This window comes from Rhodococcus baikonurensis (genome assembly GCF_040489275.1).
Classification (GTDB): domain Bacteria; phylum Actinomycetota; class Actinomycetes; order Mycobacteriales; family Mycobacteriaceae; genus Rhodococcus_F; species Rhodococcus_F baikonurensis.
Genome location: NZ_JBEUOQ010000002.1, coordinates 73,905 through 89,400, shown reverse-complemented (window position 1 = coordinate 89,400; position 15,496 = coordinate 73,905). Strand labels below are relative to the sequence as shown.

16 protein-coding genes are annotated in these 15,496 nt (G+C 62.8%); 9 read left to right on the top strand and 7 right to left on the bottom strand.

Annotated features, from left to right (window positions below):
- Nucleotides 1-115: 115 nt before the first annotated feature.
- Genes ABWI03_RS04580 through fadD11 form a run of 7 tightly spaced genes read left to right on the top strand, consistent with a single transcriptional unit; the run spans nt 116 to nt 8,385 of the window.
- Complete coding sequence (locus ABWI03_RS04580; protein WP_298777318.1) at nt 116-1,672, top strand: flavin-containing monooxygenase; 1,557 nt, start codon at nt 116-118, stop codon at nt 1,670-1,672.
- Nucleotides 1,672-2,604: a metal-dependent hydrolase gene (locus ABWI03_RS04575; RefSeq protein ID WP_298777317.1), complete on the top strand. Its 933-nt coding sequence runs from the start codon at nt 1,672-1,674 to the stop codon at nt 2,602-2,604. The genes ABWI03_RS04580 and ABWI03_RS04575 overlap by 1 nt, the downstream gene beginning before the upstream one ends.
- Nucleotides 2,601-3,692 (top strand): PDR/VanB family oxidoreductase, encoded by a 1,092-nt coding sequence (locus ABWI03_RS04570; protein WP_298777316.1) that lies wholly within the window; start codon nt 2,601-2,603, stop codon nt 3,690-3,692. Before ABWI03_RS04575 ends, ABWI03_RS04570 begins: the two co-directional genes overlap by 4 nt.
- A complete protein-coding gene (locus tag ABWI03_RS04565) occupies nt 3,689-4,189 on the top strand; it encodes an SRPBCC family protein (protein WP_353798865.1) in 501 nt (166 codons plus the stop codon). The genes ABWI03_RS04570 and ABWI03_RS04565 overlap by 4 nt, the downstream gene beginning before the upstream one ends.
- Entirely contained in the window at nt 4,186-5,619 is a 1,434-nt protein-coding gene (locus ABWI03_RS04560; RefSeq protein ID WP_298777314.1) for an aldehyde dehydrogenase family protein, read from the top strand. Before ABWI03_RS04565 ends, ABWI03_RS04560 begins: the two co-directional genes overlap by 4 nt.
- 4 nt (nt 5,620-5,623) lie before the next feature.
- Nucleotides 5,624-6,586, top strand: coding sequence for an SDR family oxidoreductase (locus tag ABWI03_RS04555; RefSeq protein WP_298777313.1), 963 nt, complete (start codon nt 5,624-5,626; stop codon nt 6,584-6,586).
- The gene (fadD11, locus tag ABWI03_RS04550) at nt 6,583-8,385 is read left to right on the top strand and encodes a fatty acid--CoA ligase FadD11 (protein WP_298777312.1); all 1,803 of its coding nucleotides are present in this window, start codon (nt 6,583-6,585) and stop codon (nt 8,383-8,385) included. The genes ABWI03_RS04555 and fadD11 overlap by 4 nt, the downstream gene beginning before the upstream one ends.
- On the opposite strand, the gene ABWI03_RS04545 is transcribed toward fadD11, so the two are convergent.
- The 5 genes from ABWI03_RS04545 to ABWI03_RS04525 form a co-directional block, all read right to left on the bottom strand.
- The gene (locus ABWI03_RS04545) at nt 8,361-9,446 is read right to left on the bottom strand and encodes an ATP-binding cassette domain-containing protein (RefSeq protein WP_298777311.1); all 1,086 of its coding nucleotides are present in this window, start codon (nt 9,444-9,446) and stop codon (nt 8,361-8,363) included. The genes fadD11 and ABWI03_RS04545 overlap by 25 nt on opposite strands.
- Complete coding sequence (locus ABWI03_RS04540; RefSeq protein WP_095968803.1) at nt 9,443-10,252, bottom strand: ABC transporter permease; 810 nt, start codon at nt 10,250-10,252, stop codon at nt 9,443-9,445. Before ABWI03_RS04540 ends, ABWI03_RS04545 begins: the two co-directional genes overlap by 4 nt.
- On the bottom strand, nt 10,249-11,058 hold the full coding sequence (gene modA / locus ABWI03_RS04535; protein ID WP_124567594.1) for a molybdate ABC transporter substrate-binding protein: 810 nt from the start codon (nt 11,056-11,058) through the stop codon (nt 10,249-10,251). Before modA ends, ABWI03_RS04540 begins: the two co-directional genes overlap by 4 nt.
- Nucleotides 11,059-11,132: 74 nt before the next feature.
- The gene (locus ABWI03_RS04530; RefSeq protein ID WP_003940157.1) at nt 11,133-11,528 is read right to left on the bottom strand and encodes a TOBE domain-containing protein; all 396 of its coding nucleotides are present in this window, start codon (nt 11,526-11,528) and stop codon (nt 11,133-11,135) included.
- A 125-nt stretch (nt 11,529-11,653) separates the two neighbouring features.
- Nucleotides 11,654-12,232 (bottom strand): carboxymuconolactone decarboxylase family protein, encoded by a 579-nt coding sequence (locus ABWI03_RS04525; protein WP_020908828.1) that lies wholly within the window; start codon nt 12,230-12,232, stop codon nt 11,654-11,656.
- A gap of 135 nt (nt 12,233-12,367) precedes the next feature.
- Between ABWI03_RS04525 and ABWI03_RS04520 the strand changes: the two genes are divergently transcribed.
- Together ABWI03_RS04520 and ABWI03_RS04515 are read left to right on the top strand one after the other, a co-directional pair.
- Nucleotides 12,368-13,558, top strand: a complete 1,191-nt coding sequence (locus ABWI03_RS04520; protein ID WP_298777310.1) for a pyridoxal phosphate-dependent aminotransferase — start codon at nt 12,368-12,370, stop codon at nt 13,556-13,558.
- Nucleotides 13,555-14,565 carry an AraC family transcriptional regulator gene (locus ABWI03_RS04515; RefSeq protein ID WP_353798866.1) on the top strand — a complete coding sequence of 337 codons (1,011 nt, stop codon included), beginning with the start codon at nt 13,555-13,557 and terminating at the stop codon, nt 14,563-14,565. The genes ABWI03_RS04520 and ABWI03_RS04515 overlap by 4 nt, the downstream gene beginning before the upstream one ends.
- Here the strand turns inward: ABWI03_RS04515 and ABWI03_RS04510 are convergent.
- On the bottom strand, nt 14,562-14,987 hold the full coding sequence (locus tag ABWI03_RS04510; protein WP_095968800.1) for a VOC family protein: 426 nt from the start codon (nt 14,985-14,987) through the stop codon (nt 14,562-14,564). The two genes, ABWI03_RS04515 and ABWI03_RS04510, sit on opposite strands and share 4 nt — an antisense overlap.
- Nucleotides 14,988-15,044: 57 nt before the next feature.
- On the bottom strand, nt 15,045-15,485 hold the full coding sequence (locus ABWI03_RS04505) for an Lrp/AsnC family transcriptional regulator (protein ID WP_020970517.1): 441 nt from the start codon (nt 15,483-15,485) through the stop codon (nt 15,045-15,047).
- Nucleotides 15,486-15,496: the final 11 nt, after the last annotated feature.

Below are 15,496 nucleotides of genomic sequence, written 5' to 3'. Positions count from 1 at the left end.
TTGACAGCGATTGATGTCAGTCGAACAAATTCTGACATCAACCGCTGTTGACATCACATGATGTCAGACTTACTCTTCGTTCAGTTGTTCACGCACCAATCAGGAGGCGTCACACATGGTCGACATCGACCCACCCTCGGGGCCATCGGCCAGTGAAGAGGAAACTCCAACTCGCCGAACACGAGTCGTCGTCATCGGAGCCGGTTTCGGCGGCATCGGATCTGCCGTCCGCTTGAAGCAATCCGGAATCGACGACTTCGTCGTTCTCGAACGCGCTGCGGAACCCGGGGGGACCTGGCAGGTCAATACCTACCCCGGCGCACAGTGCGACATCCCCTCGATCCTGTATTCGTTCTCGTTCGCGCCCAATCCGAACTGGACGCGGCTGTATCCGCTGCAGCCGGAGATCTACGACTATCTCCGCGACTGTGTCCACCGCTTCGGACTCACCGGTCATTTCCACTGCAACCAGGACGTGACAGAGGCATCGTGGGACGAGCATGCCCAGATCTGGCGGGTACACACCTCGGAAACCGTGTGGGAAGCACAGTTCCTCGTTGCGGCCACCGGCCCGTTCAGCGCCCCGGCCACTCCTGACCTCCCCGGACTCGAATCGTTCCGTGGTCAGATGTTCCACACCGCCGCCTGGAACCACGATCACGACCTTCGCGGCGAACGGATCGCAGTCGTCGGCACCGGCGCCTCAGCGGTGCAGATCATCCCCAGACTGCAACCACTCGCAGACACGTTGACCGTGTTCCAGCGGACACCGACGTGGATTCTGCCGCACCCGGATCAGCCGATGACCGGCTGGCCGAGCACCCTCTTCGAGCGGGTACCGCTCGTCCAACGACTCGCACGCAAGGGGCTCGACCTCCTTCAAGAAGCCCTGGTACCCGGATTCGTGTACAAGCCGTCACTGCTCGAAGGCTTGGCCGCGCTCGGCCGAGCTCACCTTCGCCGGCAGGTACGCGACCGCGAACTTCGCGCAAAGCTGCTCCCCCACTACGCATTCGGATGCAAGCGTCCGACGTTCTCGAACACCTACTATCCTGCGCTGGCGTCATCCAATGTGGAGGTCGTGACGGACGGAATCGTCGAGGTACAGGAGCGGGGAGTACTCACCGCGGACGGCACTTTCCGCGAAGTCGACACCATAGTCATGGGTACCGGCTTTCGCATGGGAGACAACCCGTCGTTCGACATCATCCGAGGCAAGGACGGCCGCAGCCTCGCGCAAACGTGGAACGGCAGCGCCGAGGCCTTCCTCGGTACCACCATCAGCGGGTTTCCGAACTTCTTCATGATTCTCGGCCCCAATTCGGTGGTCTACACCTCACAGGTCGTCACGATCGAAGCGCAGGTCGAGTACATCGTGAGTTGCATTCTCCAAATGGACCAACGCGGTATCGGCAGCATCGACGTCCGCGCCGAGGTGCAGCGCGAGTTCGTGCGCGCGACCGATCGCCGACTCACCACCAGTGTGTGGAACGCAGGCGGGTGCAGTAGTTACTACCTCGTCGACGGTGGCCGCAACTACACCTTCTATCCCGGATTCAACCGATCCTTCCGTGCCAGGACCAAGCGGGCCGACCTCGCTCACTATTCGCACGTAGAACCCGTCTCGCCCACAGCACTCGCCACTGCTCGAGAAACCGTGAGGAGCCGATAATGCTCGGCATCAACGCCTTCCGAGGCACACCCGTCGTCGCACCGTCCGGCGCCCGCCGCTACACCGACGAGGCACACGCGATCGCTGCCCGCGACGTCGAATTCGACTGGGACGGTGTACCACTGCACTACGTGCCGAACGAACCGATGGTCACCCACGTCATCAACTTCATGCATCTCGTGTTACCGGAGGGAGAGCGGGCCATGTCCGCGACACTCGCCGAAGCACTCCCTCTCATCGAGGACACCCGCCTGCACGAGGAGGTGGTGGGGTTCGTCGGCCAAGAAGCAACACATGCGTCGTCTCACAAGGGTGCACGCGAACATCTTGCGGACCTCGGCATGGACATGAAACCGATGTCACGCCGGATGGACTGGCTCGTGGACAAGATACTAGGCGACAAAGGATTGACCGGAAAAGCCAAGCACGCCTGGCTCTGTGAACGTCTCGGCCTGTTTGCTGCCATGGAGCACTACACAGCAGTGGTCGGGGAATGGCTGCTCACCGATCCCGCGCTCGAAGATGCCGGTATGCACCCGATGATGCTCGACATGGTCAAGTGGCACGGCGCCGAGGAAGTCGAACACCGCAACGTGGCTTTCGACGCCTACATGTACGTGGACGGTAGCTATGCCAGACGCGTTCGCACGGCGCTGCTGGCCAGCTTCACGCTCTTCGTGTTGTTCATCGCCTCGATGAATTACCTTTTCCGACAGGACCCGTCGAAGGCGAAGGGACGCCTGTGGCCTCTGCAGCTGATCAGCGCCACTCGTCGCGGCCTGGTTCCGAACATGAAATTCCTGGTCACCGAGATCCCCCCGTATCTGCGGCCGAGCTTCCATCCGTCCCAGATCGGGGACATGGACGTCGCCATGCGTTACCTCGCTCGCTCACCTGCCGCCAATCGTTCTTCCGGAGAGGGTGAAGGATGAACAAGACGACTGCCGACCGTCCTCACGACGCACCCGACTTCACACCGACTCGGTCGTTGAGGTTTGCCGCGCAGGCTACGGGCGCATACCGTCGGATCTTTGCGTCGAGCCTTGCAGCGCAAATACTTTCGCGCCCCAGACCGGTCCGCTACAGCGGGTTCGACATGACTCTGGACGTGAAGTCCGTCCGGTTCGAATGCGACGACGTCCTGAGTGTCACCTTGACCCCGAGGGAAGGCATCACCCTGCCGTCGTGGATTCCCGGCGCTCACCTCGACGTCTTTCTCCCCTCGGGAAGGCAACGACAGTATTCGCTGTGCGGCGACCCCGACGACTTGACCTCGTATCGGATCGCCGTCCGCAGGATCGACGAGGGTGGGGGCGGCTCGCGCGAGATACACGAGTCGCTGAAACCCGGCATGGTGGTGGACGTCCGAGGGCCACGCAATGCATTTCCGTTTGTCGCTGCTCCGTCGTACCTCTTCGTTGCGGGCGGAATCGGGATCACTCCGCTACTTCCCATGGTGCAATGTTGTCACCGCCGCGGAATCCCCTGGCGTTTGGATTATCTCGGACGAACTCGCACAGCGATGCCCTTTCTGCACGAGATCGAAGAGTATTCCAGTGGTCGGGTAACCATCCGACCGGACGACGAATCCGGCCCGCCGGATGTCGAAACACTGGTCTCCGCTGCAAAGCCCGGCGCAGCGGTCTACACCTGCGGACCTGCCCCGCTGATGAACATGGTGCGTGCTGCAGCTTTCGCGGGCAACCCGACCGGATCGGTGCACAGTGAGCGTTTCTCGCCGCTTCCGGTGATCGACGGCAACCAGTTCACGGTGCATCTGGCGCGCACCGGTCTCACCGTCGATGTAGGCGAATCCGAAAGCACTTTGGCTGCAATACGGCGCGCACTGCCTGGAGTCGCGTATTCCTGCCAACAGGGCTTCTGCGGTACGTGCAGGGTCCGGGTGCTCTCCGGGTCCGTCGATCATCGCGACACCCTCCTCACCGAATCCGAACGTGCCGATTCGATGTTGACCTGTCGATCACGTTCCACCGGTGGATCCCTGGTGGTGGACCTGTGATGGGAAGATTCTCCCTCGTTGCGGCCGACGAAGACTTCATCCGATCCGCGCCGGTGCGGATCACTCACCGGATCGAATCCGAAGCGACGTGCGAAAGCGTGTGGCAGACGTTGACCTCGGATGGAGCGCTCGCGTCCTGGGCGCGCGGGATCACCGGCGCCGACTGGACCTCGGCCAGACCATTCGGCATCGGGACTACCCGAACCGTGCGCGCCGGCGCTTTTGCTTCACTGAACGAGAGATTCTTCCGCTGGGACGAGGGGCACCGAATGACGTTCTACGTGGAGTCGGCGTCACTGCCGGGGTTCAAACGCTTCGCCGAAGATCTGGTGCTGGAACCGACTTCGGCTGGAAGCCGCCTCACCTGGACGTTCGCGGTGCAAGCGCAGCCGTGGTTCGCCCCGATTCTGGCTCTGTCCCGACCGATCCTCGAACGCGTCACTCGCAGCTGGGCCGACGGCGCCGTCCACCACACACTTCAAGGAACTCCACAATGACGGCGACCGAGATCGACACGACCACACAGGCGAACGACGACACCGTGACGCAGGCAGTGCGCGACGCGCGTGCTGCTTCCGCGTGGTGGGCAGAACTGACATTCGAGCAACGCGCTCGTCGCCTGGATCGGTGGCGAGGAATCATCGCGCGTCGAGCATCCGAACTCGCCGACGTCGTGCATCGGGACATGGGCAAGCCGCACCCCGACGCGATGCTCGAAATAGCCATGGCACTCGAACATCTCGCGTGGGCGTCGAAGAATGCCCGAAAGGTACTGGGCAGGCGCAGCGTCGGTTCCAGTCTGTTGACGATCAATCAGGCCGCCTCGGTGGAGTATCGGCCTCTCGGGGTGATCGGTGTGATCGGTCCGTGGAACTATCCGGTCTTCACTCCGCTCGGTTCGCTCTCGTTCGCCCTCGCTGCCGGCAACGCCGTGGTCTACAAGCCGAGTGAGTTCGCGCCGGCAGTCGGGCAATGGTTGGTCCGAGCGTTTGCCGAGGTCGTCCCTGAACATCCTGTGCTGCAAGTCGTCACGGGTGACGGTTCCGTCGGCGCGGCACTGTGCCTGGCCGGCGTCGACAAGATCGGGTTCACCGGATCCACCGCCACCGGCAAGAAAGTCATGGCGGCCTGCGCCGAGACCCTCACCCCGGTGTTGATGGAATGCGGCGGCAAGGACGCGCTCATCCTTGATGCCGACGGAAATGTTGGTGCCGCCGCGGACGCTGCAGTGTGGGGTGCGTTGTCCAACTCCGGTCAGACCTGTCTGGGCGTCGAGCGTGTATACGTGCACGAACACGTCTTCGACGAGTTTCTGCACAAGACAACCACTTTGGCTGCCCGAGTTCATGCGGGGCCCGACATCGAGGACAAGATCGGCCCGATCACCATGCCCTCGCAGGTCGACGTCATCCGGCGCCACATCGAAGACGCGGTATCGCGGGGTGGGCATGTCCTTCTCGGAGGGCTCGGCTCGATCTCCGGTCAGTACGTGCAACCGACCATCATGGTCGACGTACCCGAAGACAGCCTCGCCGTCACGGAGGAAACTTTCGGCCCGACCATGACGATCACCAAGGTCGCCTCGATGGACGAGGCGGTGAAATTGGTCAATGCGTCACCATACGCGTTGGGAGCAAGCGTGTTCGGCAAGGACGGAGCGGCTGTTGCCGATCGGCTCCGATCCGGAGGAGCGTCGGTGAACTCTTACGTGATGTATGCCGCGGTTCCCAACCTGCCACTGGGTGGGGTCGGAGCATCCGGTTTCGGGCGCGTTCACGGCCCAGATGGCCTGAAGGAGTTCACCTACGCTCGTTCGACGACTCGGCAACGATTCCGTTCGCCACTACCACTGACGACGTTTCGACGGACCGCCCGAATCGACTGGCTGGTCAAAGTTCTCATCCGCGCTCTACACGGAAGGCACTGAAGCAATGACGGGACGCTTGTCCGCAATTGCGGGAACAGTCCGCGATCTGGGCATTCCACTGCCCGGACGCCGAATCGACTACGACGTCGCCGGCAAGGTCGTTCTGATCACCGGTGGAGGGGACGGTATCGGTGCGGCGCTGGCGCGCACTCTTCACCGACGTGGGGCGACGGTGGCGCTGGTCGACGTCAACCGGAATTCGCTGGCAGCAGCGGAGCGCGCATTCGAGTCACGGCGAGTCGTGACGGTGACGGCCGATGTCCGCGATCGGGACGGCATGACCGCAGCCGTGCAAACGATCATCGAGCAGCTGGGCAGAATCGACGTCGTGGTGGCCAACGCCGGAATCACCCCTCCCCCGGCAACATTGCGCCAGATCGATCCCGACGCCTTCGATCGTGTGCTCGACGTCAATCTCACCGGCGTCTTCAACACCGTGCATCCGACCATCGACGAGGTGATCCGCAACAGTGGGCACATCGTCGTCGTGTCATCGGCGGCGTCGTTCGCCCCCGGTTTGGGCGGCGCTTCGTACATGATCAGCAAGGCGGGGGTCGAAGCGCTCGGCCGGGCGCTGCGTCTCGAGGTTGCCGGCTACGGCGCCACTGCCGGCATCGCGTACTTCGGGATGGTGGATACACAACTTGCGCGGGCAACACTCGACGACGACGAGATCGGGCGCAAACTCGACGCTCGACTACCCGGTCCCCTCCGTCATCGAATCTCCCCGGACCGTGCCGCCACGGTGATCGCCGACGCGATCGCGCGCCGCGCCGGCCGGACCCTTGCACCGGCAGCCTGGGAACCCTGGGCGTGGGGACGCGGATTCGTCAACGTCCTGGCCGACGGCTACCTGGCCGGGGACAAGCAAGCACATGAACTGATCCGCGAACTCGAAGCCAGAACCACCGCAGCAGTACCGACAAACACAGCGGCCCCGATGAATGCAGCCAGGAGAACATCATGACCACGTTGTGTGCAGCCTTCCAACGAGTGTCGGCTGTAGCGCCCGACGCGGTGGCCTTACGTGACATCGGCGACGCGCGAACACTGACGTGGCGCGAGTACGCCGAACAGGTACGCGAGGTTGCCGCGGGATTGGCCGGAATCGGCGTGGGACATGGCGATACGGTTGCCTTGATGATGAGCAACCGGATCGAGTTCTACCCGATCGACGTCGGCGCCCAACACCTCGGCGCGACGTCCTTCTCCGTCTACAACACGTCGGCACCCGAAGCCATCCACTACATCCTTGCCAATTCCGGTGCGCGAGTTCTCGTCTGCGAGGCCCAGTACGTGGATACCGTTCGCCGATCCGGAGCCACACTCGACACGATCGTGGTAGTCGACGCGCAATCGCATGTCCACCAGCCCGGCACCGTGACCTTGGAGCAGATGAAGGATTCTGCCGCATCAGATTTCGATTTCGACGGCACCTGGCGTGCGGTGAAACCGAACGACGTCGCCACGTTGATCTACACCTCCGGCACGACGGGCAACCCCAAGGGCGTCGAGACGACTCATGCGTGTCTGTTGTTCGAAACCAACGCCGTCAGCGCAGTCCTCCCCGTCGAATTCGGTGACCGCATCACCTCGTACATGCCGTCGGCGCACATCGCGGATCGACTCACCTGCCTGTACATGCAGATGGTGTTCGGCACCCAGATCACCGTCGTACCGGATCCCGGCCAGGTGGCTGCCGCGCTCCCCGATTGTCGCCCCACGATCTGGGGCAGCGTCCCCCGCGTGTGGGAAAAGCTGAAAGTTGCCGTCGAATCGGCCGTCGCCAACGAACCGGACGACGCGCGTCGGGCCGCGTTGAAGTGGGCACTCGACGTCGGCCGCACTCGTCTCGCACACCTGCGGGCCGGTGAATCCGTCCCCGCCGAACTGGAAGCGGAGTACTCCCGAGCCGATGCGATGGTTCTCTCCGCGCTGCGTGCGAAACTCGGCTTTGCCGACCTGAAGTGGGCCATTTCCGGTGCAGCGCCGATTCCGCCGGAGACCTTGGCATTCTTTTCAGCCTTGGGAGTTCCGATCTCGGAGATCTGGGGAATGTCCGAGCTGACATGCATCGCGAGCACCGCGCCGGCCGAGCCGACCAAACTCGGAACGGTCGGAAAGCTGCTCCCAGGCATGGAAATGCGCATCGAGGCGGACGGCGAGCTGCTGGTTCGAGGCCCGCTGGTCATGAAGGGGTACCGCGGCGAACCGACGAAGACGGCCGAAGCGATAAGCGCAGACGGTTGGCTCTCGACCGGAGACATCGTCACGGCCGACGCGGGCGGCTACCTCACCGTGATCGATCGGAAGAAGGAGCTGATCATCAATGCGTCGGGAAAGAACATGTCACCCGCCGCCATCGAGACAGCGGTGAAGACGTCGTCGTCGTTGATCGGTGAGGTCGTGACGATCGGCGACGGACGGAAGTTCAACACCGCATTGATCACGCTCAGCGCCGATGCCGCGGTCGAGGCGGCGCGCGCACTGGGACTTGCGGTCGACGCCGCAGTACTCGCCGAGGACGCTCGGGTCGTCGACATCGTCGCAACTGCTGTCGCCGAGGGAAACTCGCGTCTGTCGAGGGCCGAGCAGATCAAGCGATTTCGCGTACTCACCACGTTCTGGGTACCTGGTGGCGACGAGCTGACACCGACGATGAAGCTCAGGCGCAAGCCGATAGCCGAGAAGTACGCGCCCGAAATCGCGTCACTCTATGCGGATTCGATTGCAGAGGACGTTTACGAGCCGGCGCCCTGCGCATAGATCAGTGTCTCGGTGGCCTTGACCACAAAAGTAGCGGCCGATCCCGGAACCAGATCGAGCTCGGCCGCTGCGCTCGCCGTGATGTCGGCAGACAAGCCCGGCTGGCCCGCGTCGTCCTCGGCTCGGACTCTGACGACATCGCCTCGGTTTTCGATCTCCGCGATCGTTACTGCAAATGCGTTTCGGGGACTGCCGTGCGGCGGATCCAGGTAGACCGAAACTGCTCGCGGTTCGAAGACCGCCACGGCGGCACTGCCCGCCGGTAGGTCGGTCTCCGTCCGGCCCACAATATCCACCCCGGTCGGACTTCTGAGCACTCCGTCTCCGGTCATCGTGCCGCTACGCAAATTGATCCCCGCGATGCGTGCGGCGAAGGCACTACGCGGGCGGGTCAGAACCGTTCGTACGTCACCACGTTCGACGACCCGGCCACCGTCCACGACGACGACCGTGTCGGCCAGCGCCAGTGCGTCCAGAGCGTCGTGCGTGACGAGCACGGCCGTACGATCCCCGGTCCGGAGCACTCGGCGCAGCAACGACCGCAGCGCGGGAGCAGAGGCGACATCGAGCGCGGACATCGGTTCGTCGAGTAGAAGCAGTTCGGGTTCAGCAGCCAATGCCCTCGCCACTGCGACCCGTTGCGCTTGGCCGCCGGACAGCTGTGAAGGCCTGCGGTCAGCCAAATCGCCGGCGTCGACTGCGTCCAGCCAATGGCGGGCAGACTCGGCGGAATCGCGACGCGACCGCCCTGCACTGCGCGGCGCGAACGCCACGTTCGCAGCCGCACTGAGATGGGGAAAAAGAAGTGCCTCTTGCGCGAGTAGAGCAGTGCCGCGCCGATGCGGCGCCAACGCGACTCCCCTACCGGTATCGGTGAGAACACGGGAATTGAGTTCGATCAACCCACGCCGCGGATGATGTAGTCCGGCAACCGCCGCCAGTACCGTCGACTTGCCTGCGCCGTTCGGTCCGAGGATGGCGGTCACCTCACCGGCCGCGACGTCGAACGCCGCGACGACATCGCGCTCCGGAATCTCGATGTCGACGTGGAGGCCACTCATAACGAACCCGCCGATCCGCGTCCACGCACCGCAACCACGATCACCACCGCGACCACGACCAGCACCAGCGAAAGCGCCACCGCTGCATCAGGATCGGTCTCACGCTGGAGATAGATTTCCAGGGGCAGAGTACGCGTGACCCCTTGCAGACTTCCCGCGAACGTCAGCGTTGCACCGAACTCCCCCAAAGCACGCGCGAAAGCCAGCACTGCCCCTGACACCAGACCGGGAAGCACCAGCGGCAGAGTCACCCGACGAAGCACCGTGGTGGGGCGGGCTCCGAGCGTCGACGCTACGGCCTCGTATCGCGTGCCCGCAGTACGTAACGCACCTTCGAGGCTGACGACGAGGAACGGCAGCGCCACAAACGTCTGCGCCAGAACCACCGCGGTTGTCGAGAATGCTATCTGGATGCCGAGCACTTCCAACTGCTCACCGATCAACCCTTTGCGGCCGAACGTGTACAGCAAAGCGATACCGCCCACCACGGGCGGCAGAACCAGCGGGAGCAGAATCAACGATCGAAGAACTGACAGTCCCCGAAAGCGGCTGCGTGCCAACACCGCCGCCATCGGTACCCCGAACAGAATGCACAACAGCGTGCTCATCGCCGCTGTCTTCAAACTCAGTTTCAGCGCGGCAACCGACGATTCGGAAGTCACGAGTTCCCAGAACTGCGACCACTGCACGGTGGCAAGCATCGCGGCCAAGGGAGCGATGACAAACGCCCCGCCGATCAGCGCGGGGAGGTAAATCCATACCGGCAGCCCGAGCGGGGCGCGGACTGCCGGTCGTAGGCGTGTCACGGAGCAGCGAATCCCGCGTCACTCAGAACTGCCAGGCCCTTGGGCCCCTTCACAAGGTCGACGAACTTCGTTGCCGTTTCCGAATTCTTCGAATCCTTCAGCACCGCGATCTGGTACAGGTTGACCACCGTGGTGGCTTCCGGGAACGCTACGGTCTGCACCTTGTCGCCGGCGGACTTCGCGTCGGTGACGTAGACGATGCCGGCATCGGCCTGCCCGGACGTCACCTTGTTGAGAACGTCCGTCACCGAGGATTCCTCACTGACGGGCGAGAGGGTCTCACCGGTGGCCGTCTCGACCTTCTTCGTAGCCGCACCACAAGGGACCTGCGGAGCGCAGATCACCAGTTGCGTCCCGTCCTTCGTCAGGTCGGCGAAGGACGCGATGCCCTTCGGGTTGCCGGGCGGCACAACGATCGTCAAGGTATTGCTCGCGAAGTCCGACGGCGACCCCGCGACGACGCCGGCATCGGTGGCCTTGGTCATGTTGGCGGCATCGGCCGAGGCGAACACGTCAGCCGGTGCACCCTGCGTGATCTGGGCGACGAGATCCGATGACCCGGCAAAGCTGAAAGTGACCTTGGAACCGGGGTTCTCGGACTCGAACTCAGTACCGAGTTCGGTGAAGCTGTTCTTCAGTGACGCCGCCGCGAAGACGGTGATGCTTCCCGTGGCACTCTCGCTCGAGTTTGTTGTGGTCGGAGCGGCCGACGACGTCTCCGACGACGAATTGTCGGAGGAACTACAACCAGTCACCAGGGCAAGCGAAAAAGCGCCTGCTGCAACAAGTCCGACTACACGCTTCACGGATTTCCTCCAGTATGTTCAGTACTACGGTGTTTGCAGAGTTGCCAGGTTTTCAGAGTTACGGCGTTTCAGGGTTACGGCGTTTCCACGATGACCGTGGTGGCCTTCACGATTGCGACGCCGATACTCCCGACCTCGAGTCCGAGCTCCCGAACCGCGTCGGTACTCATCAACGAGACGACGGTGAAGGGCCCACACTGCATTTCGACCTGTGCCATCACCTTGTCGGTGACGACCTTGGTGACGAGACCGGCAAACCGGTTGCGGGCCGAACTCGCGCCCGTCAGCGGATCGGCCGGAGCGGGTCCGGCGTTGGACCGGGCGAAGCCCGCCAACTCGGCGCCGTCGATGACCTTGCGGCCGGAGTCGTCCGTCGTCGCGGTGAGAAGCCCACCGTCGACCCACCGTCGAACGGTGTCGTCACTGACACCGAGCAGACCGGCAGCTTCGCGGATTCGAATGTTGGGCACCAGGTGATCGTAGGTCGCAAGTGCGGACCTAACAAGCCGAAATGCTCCGCAGATGCGTGAACTAGTCAATCCTGATCACGTATCTGCGGAGCATTGTCGATAGTTGCCGTAGACGAGTCAGCGCATCATTCTTCGGCCCAGGGCACGCGGCAGGAGTCGGTGCTGAACCCTTGCTCGGTGATCCCCAATGCCGAATACATCCGGGCGCGCATGTTTTCGAGCCCGATCTGATAGGTCAGTTCCACGACGCCCGCCCGCCCGAACCTGCGCTCGAGATCCGCGACCTGCTCGTCCGTCACTCCGTTCTCCCCGTGGGGGTCGCCGGTCATGGCATCGGCGTAGGCGATCGCGGCCCGCTCGTCCTCGCTGTACTTCGGTGAATCCCGGTAGTTCGCGATCCCTTTCAGCTTGTCGATGTCCAAACCGTCCAGGCGCGAGAGCATCGTCCCGAAGTCGACACACCACGAGCAGCCGACGGTCCAGGCGACGCGATAGACGGCCAGTTCACGAATGTTCGACGGCAACACCTTCGACGCCTTCTGCACGGCCATCTCGTGACGGGCAGCGGCGACGAACAGTTTGCGGTGATTGGCCAGGACGGCGAAGGGCTCGGGGACTTCGTCGTACTGCCTGGCGGCAAATTTGTATGCCACTTTGATCAACGGACTGGCTTCTGACGGTGTCACTGCGGGAATGCGAGTCATGGCAAGCCTCCGTTTGTTCTGGGGCACCGGATTCGATGCTCTCTACAGAGTTGGACGACGGCGGCGATTCAAACGTGACAAGCACCGCGCCCGAGCGGATGTGAGGATGCGGTCTCAGCCGACTAAGCTGCAAAGATGCCTTCGACGCCCCGCAACCGCACCGTCTCGCGTCTGCAGCCGTTCGCATCCACGATCTTCGCCGAGATGACAGCGTTGGCCACCCTTCACGACGCGGTCAACCTCGGTCAGGGCTTTCCGGATACCGACGGTCCTGCGGCCATGCTCGAAGTAGCGCGGCGAGCCATCGTCGAGGGCGTCAACCAATACCCACCCGGCCCGGGCATGCCCGTGCTGCGGCAGGCCATTGCCGAGGATCGGCGCGTCCGCTACGGACTCGACAGTGACCCCGACTCCGAAGTTCTGGTCACCGTCGGCGCCACCGAGGCGATCAGTGCTGCGATTCTCGGACTGGTCGAACCCGGCGAAGAAGTAGTGCTGATCGAGCCGTACTACGACTCCTATGCAGCATCTGTCGCATTGGCAGGCGCTGTGCGTCGCACAGTTCCGTTGGTAGCCGCGGGAGACGGATTCGCGGTCGATCTCGATGCATTGCGCGGCGCGATCACCGCCAAGACGAAGATGCTGATCGTCAACAGTCCTCACAACCCCACCGGCACCGTTTTCACCGATCACGAACTTCGAGCGATCGCCGAACTCGCGTGCGAACGCGACCTGATCGTGTTGAGTGACGAGGTCTACGAGCACTTGGTCTTCGACGGCCTCACCCACACACCGATGGCGTCGCTCCCGGGCATGCGTGAGCGCACCGTCACGGTGTCCAGTGCCGCAAAGACTTTCAATGTCACCGGCTGGAAAACCGGCTGGGCGATCGGCCCCCGCGAACTCATCGACGGTGTTCGCGCAGCCAAGCAGTTCATGTCGTTTGTCGCCGGTGCACCATTTCAACCTGCCGTTGCGTATGCGCTGACCAACGAACAACCCTGGGTGGTCGAGCTTCGGCAGAGCCTGCAAGGCAAACGGGACGTACTCGGCAAAGCACTGACCGAAGCCGGTTTCACCGTGCATTCCGGCGGCGGCACGTACTTCCTTCTCGCAGACATCAGGCCGTTGGGTGAGACCGACGCGGGAGATTTCTGCCGCGCGCTTCCCGAGCGTATCGGCGTCGCAGCCGTACCGGTCGACGTGTTCGCGGACAACCGCGACGATTGGAAGCACCTGGTGCGCTTCGCCTTCTGCAAACAGGATCACATTCTGTCCGAAGCAGCGCGCCGTCTCCACCTGCTCCAAGGAGCAGCACACCCATGACAGCGCGGACAATCCCGACCGCATTCGTCCACCGCTACCTCGCGTTCTCGCCGGACAATCACGTCGATTTGTCGGGTGCACTGCGAACTGCCGGGATCGACCTCGAGACTTTGTCCGACCCTCGCGCCCGACTCACCCCGACACAGGTCACCACCTTCATCCAATCCACTTGGCAGATCACCGACGACGAATTGTTCGGCCTCGGATCAGCTCCGGTCCCCCGCGGCACTTTCCGATTGATCTGCCTGACGCTGATCCACTGCCCAGATCTCGGATCGGCCTTCGGTCGAATGTCCGACGTGATCCGCGCACTGCCGGCGCTCGCCCCACTGTCGATCGAGAAGGGCGAGGAAAGCACGCGGGTGAGTTTTGCCGTCCGAGCTCGCGAAGGTATCGCCGAACCTGATGTAGCAGAACGTGTTACCACCGATTTCGTCCTGATCTTGCTGCACCGCTTTTCCGCGTGGCTGATCGGGAAACGCGTCCGCCTGCGGGCCGTCGAATTTCCTTACTCGGCACCGGATGCGCGGTTGGCGCAGGACTACGACTACATCTTCGGAGCACCCGTCACCTTCGGCGCGCAGCGAGCGGCACTGGAGTTCGACAACTCGGCAATGCGTGCACCGATCATCCAAACCGAAGAGACATTGGAGGAGTACCTCCGAGAATCTCCGATTCAGCTCATGTCCGAACGCGATTACGACAGCACTGCGTCGGCGCAGGTGCGACGGGTCCTGGAACTCGGGGTGAAGGGTCGAACCTCCACCGCCGAGGAGATCGCCGAGATGCTCTCGATCAGTATTCCCCACCTGCGTCGACTACTGCGGCGCGACGGAACATCACTGAATCAGCTGCGCGAGGAAGTACTCCGCGACGTAGCCATCGCCGGTCTGCGACGCGGAGAATCCGTCGAAGTACTCTCGGCGCGATTGGGATTCTCCGAACCCAGCGCCTTCCGTCGGGCCTTCAAACGATGGACCGGCGACACCCCGAGTTCGTACCGCTAGCTGACACAGAACTCGTTTCCCTCGGGATCGGTCATCGTGATCCACACACTCGGCCCCTGTGCTCCTCGATGCAGGATCGTCGCTCCGACCTTCTCGAGTTGCGCTGCGACATCCTCGCGCTTGTCCCCCACGCGTATGTCGAAATGGAGTCGGTTCTTCACCGTCTTCGATTCCGGAACCAGTTGGAAGAGAACGCGGGGACGTTCAGGATGCTCCGGATCGCTGATGGCCGCACCTTCGCGCCAGACGAGAACTCCCTCGAAGGTCGTGGTGTCGGATTCCTTGGCGTGACCAGCGGCAACGAGGCCCCTGATGAAGTCTTCGTCGCTAGGCTCCGCTGCCCACCCGAGTGCTGCGGCCCACCACTTCGCTTGTTCGTGCGGGTGCGCCGAATCTACTGTGACTTGAAATTCGTATCCCATGTTCCGACGTTAACGCCGACCACCGACACGTGGCGCAGGTTCGGGTGAGCCCGGGCGTCAGTCGACGCTCTTGATGGTCTTCATGGTGATCAGCGACGTCACCCTCGAGACAGCCGGAAGCCCGCTGAGCTTGGTGACCATGAAGTTCTCGTACGTCGCGAGATCTTTCACCGCGACGCGGATGAAATAGTCGGGAATTCCGAACAGTCGCCGACATTCGATCACTTCGTCGAACGCCGCGACCTGGGATTCGAAGTCTTCGATGGTGGCCTGGTCATTGACTCCGATCTCGGCGGTGACGATCACCTGAAATCCTCGACCGAGCGCTTCCTGACTGACGATCGCCCGGTATCCGGTGATGATTCCGTCGGCTTCGAGCTTTTTCACGCGGCGCAGGCAAGGCGAGGGCGTCAGACCCACCAGATCGGCCAATTCGGTGTTGGTCAAACTAGAGTCCTGACGAAGGTGAAACAAAATTGCGTCATCCATGGCATCCATCGCACTATTAT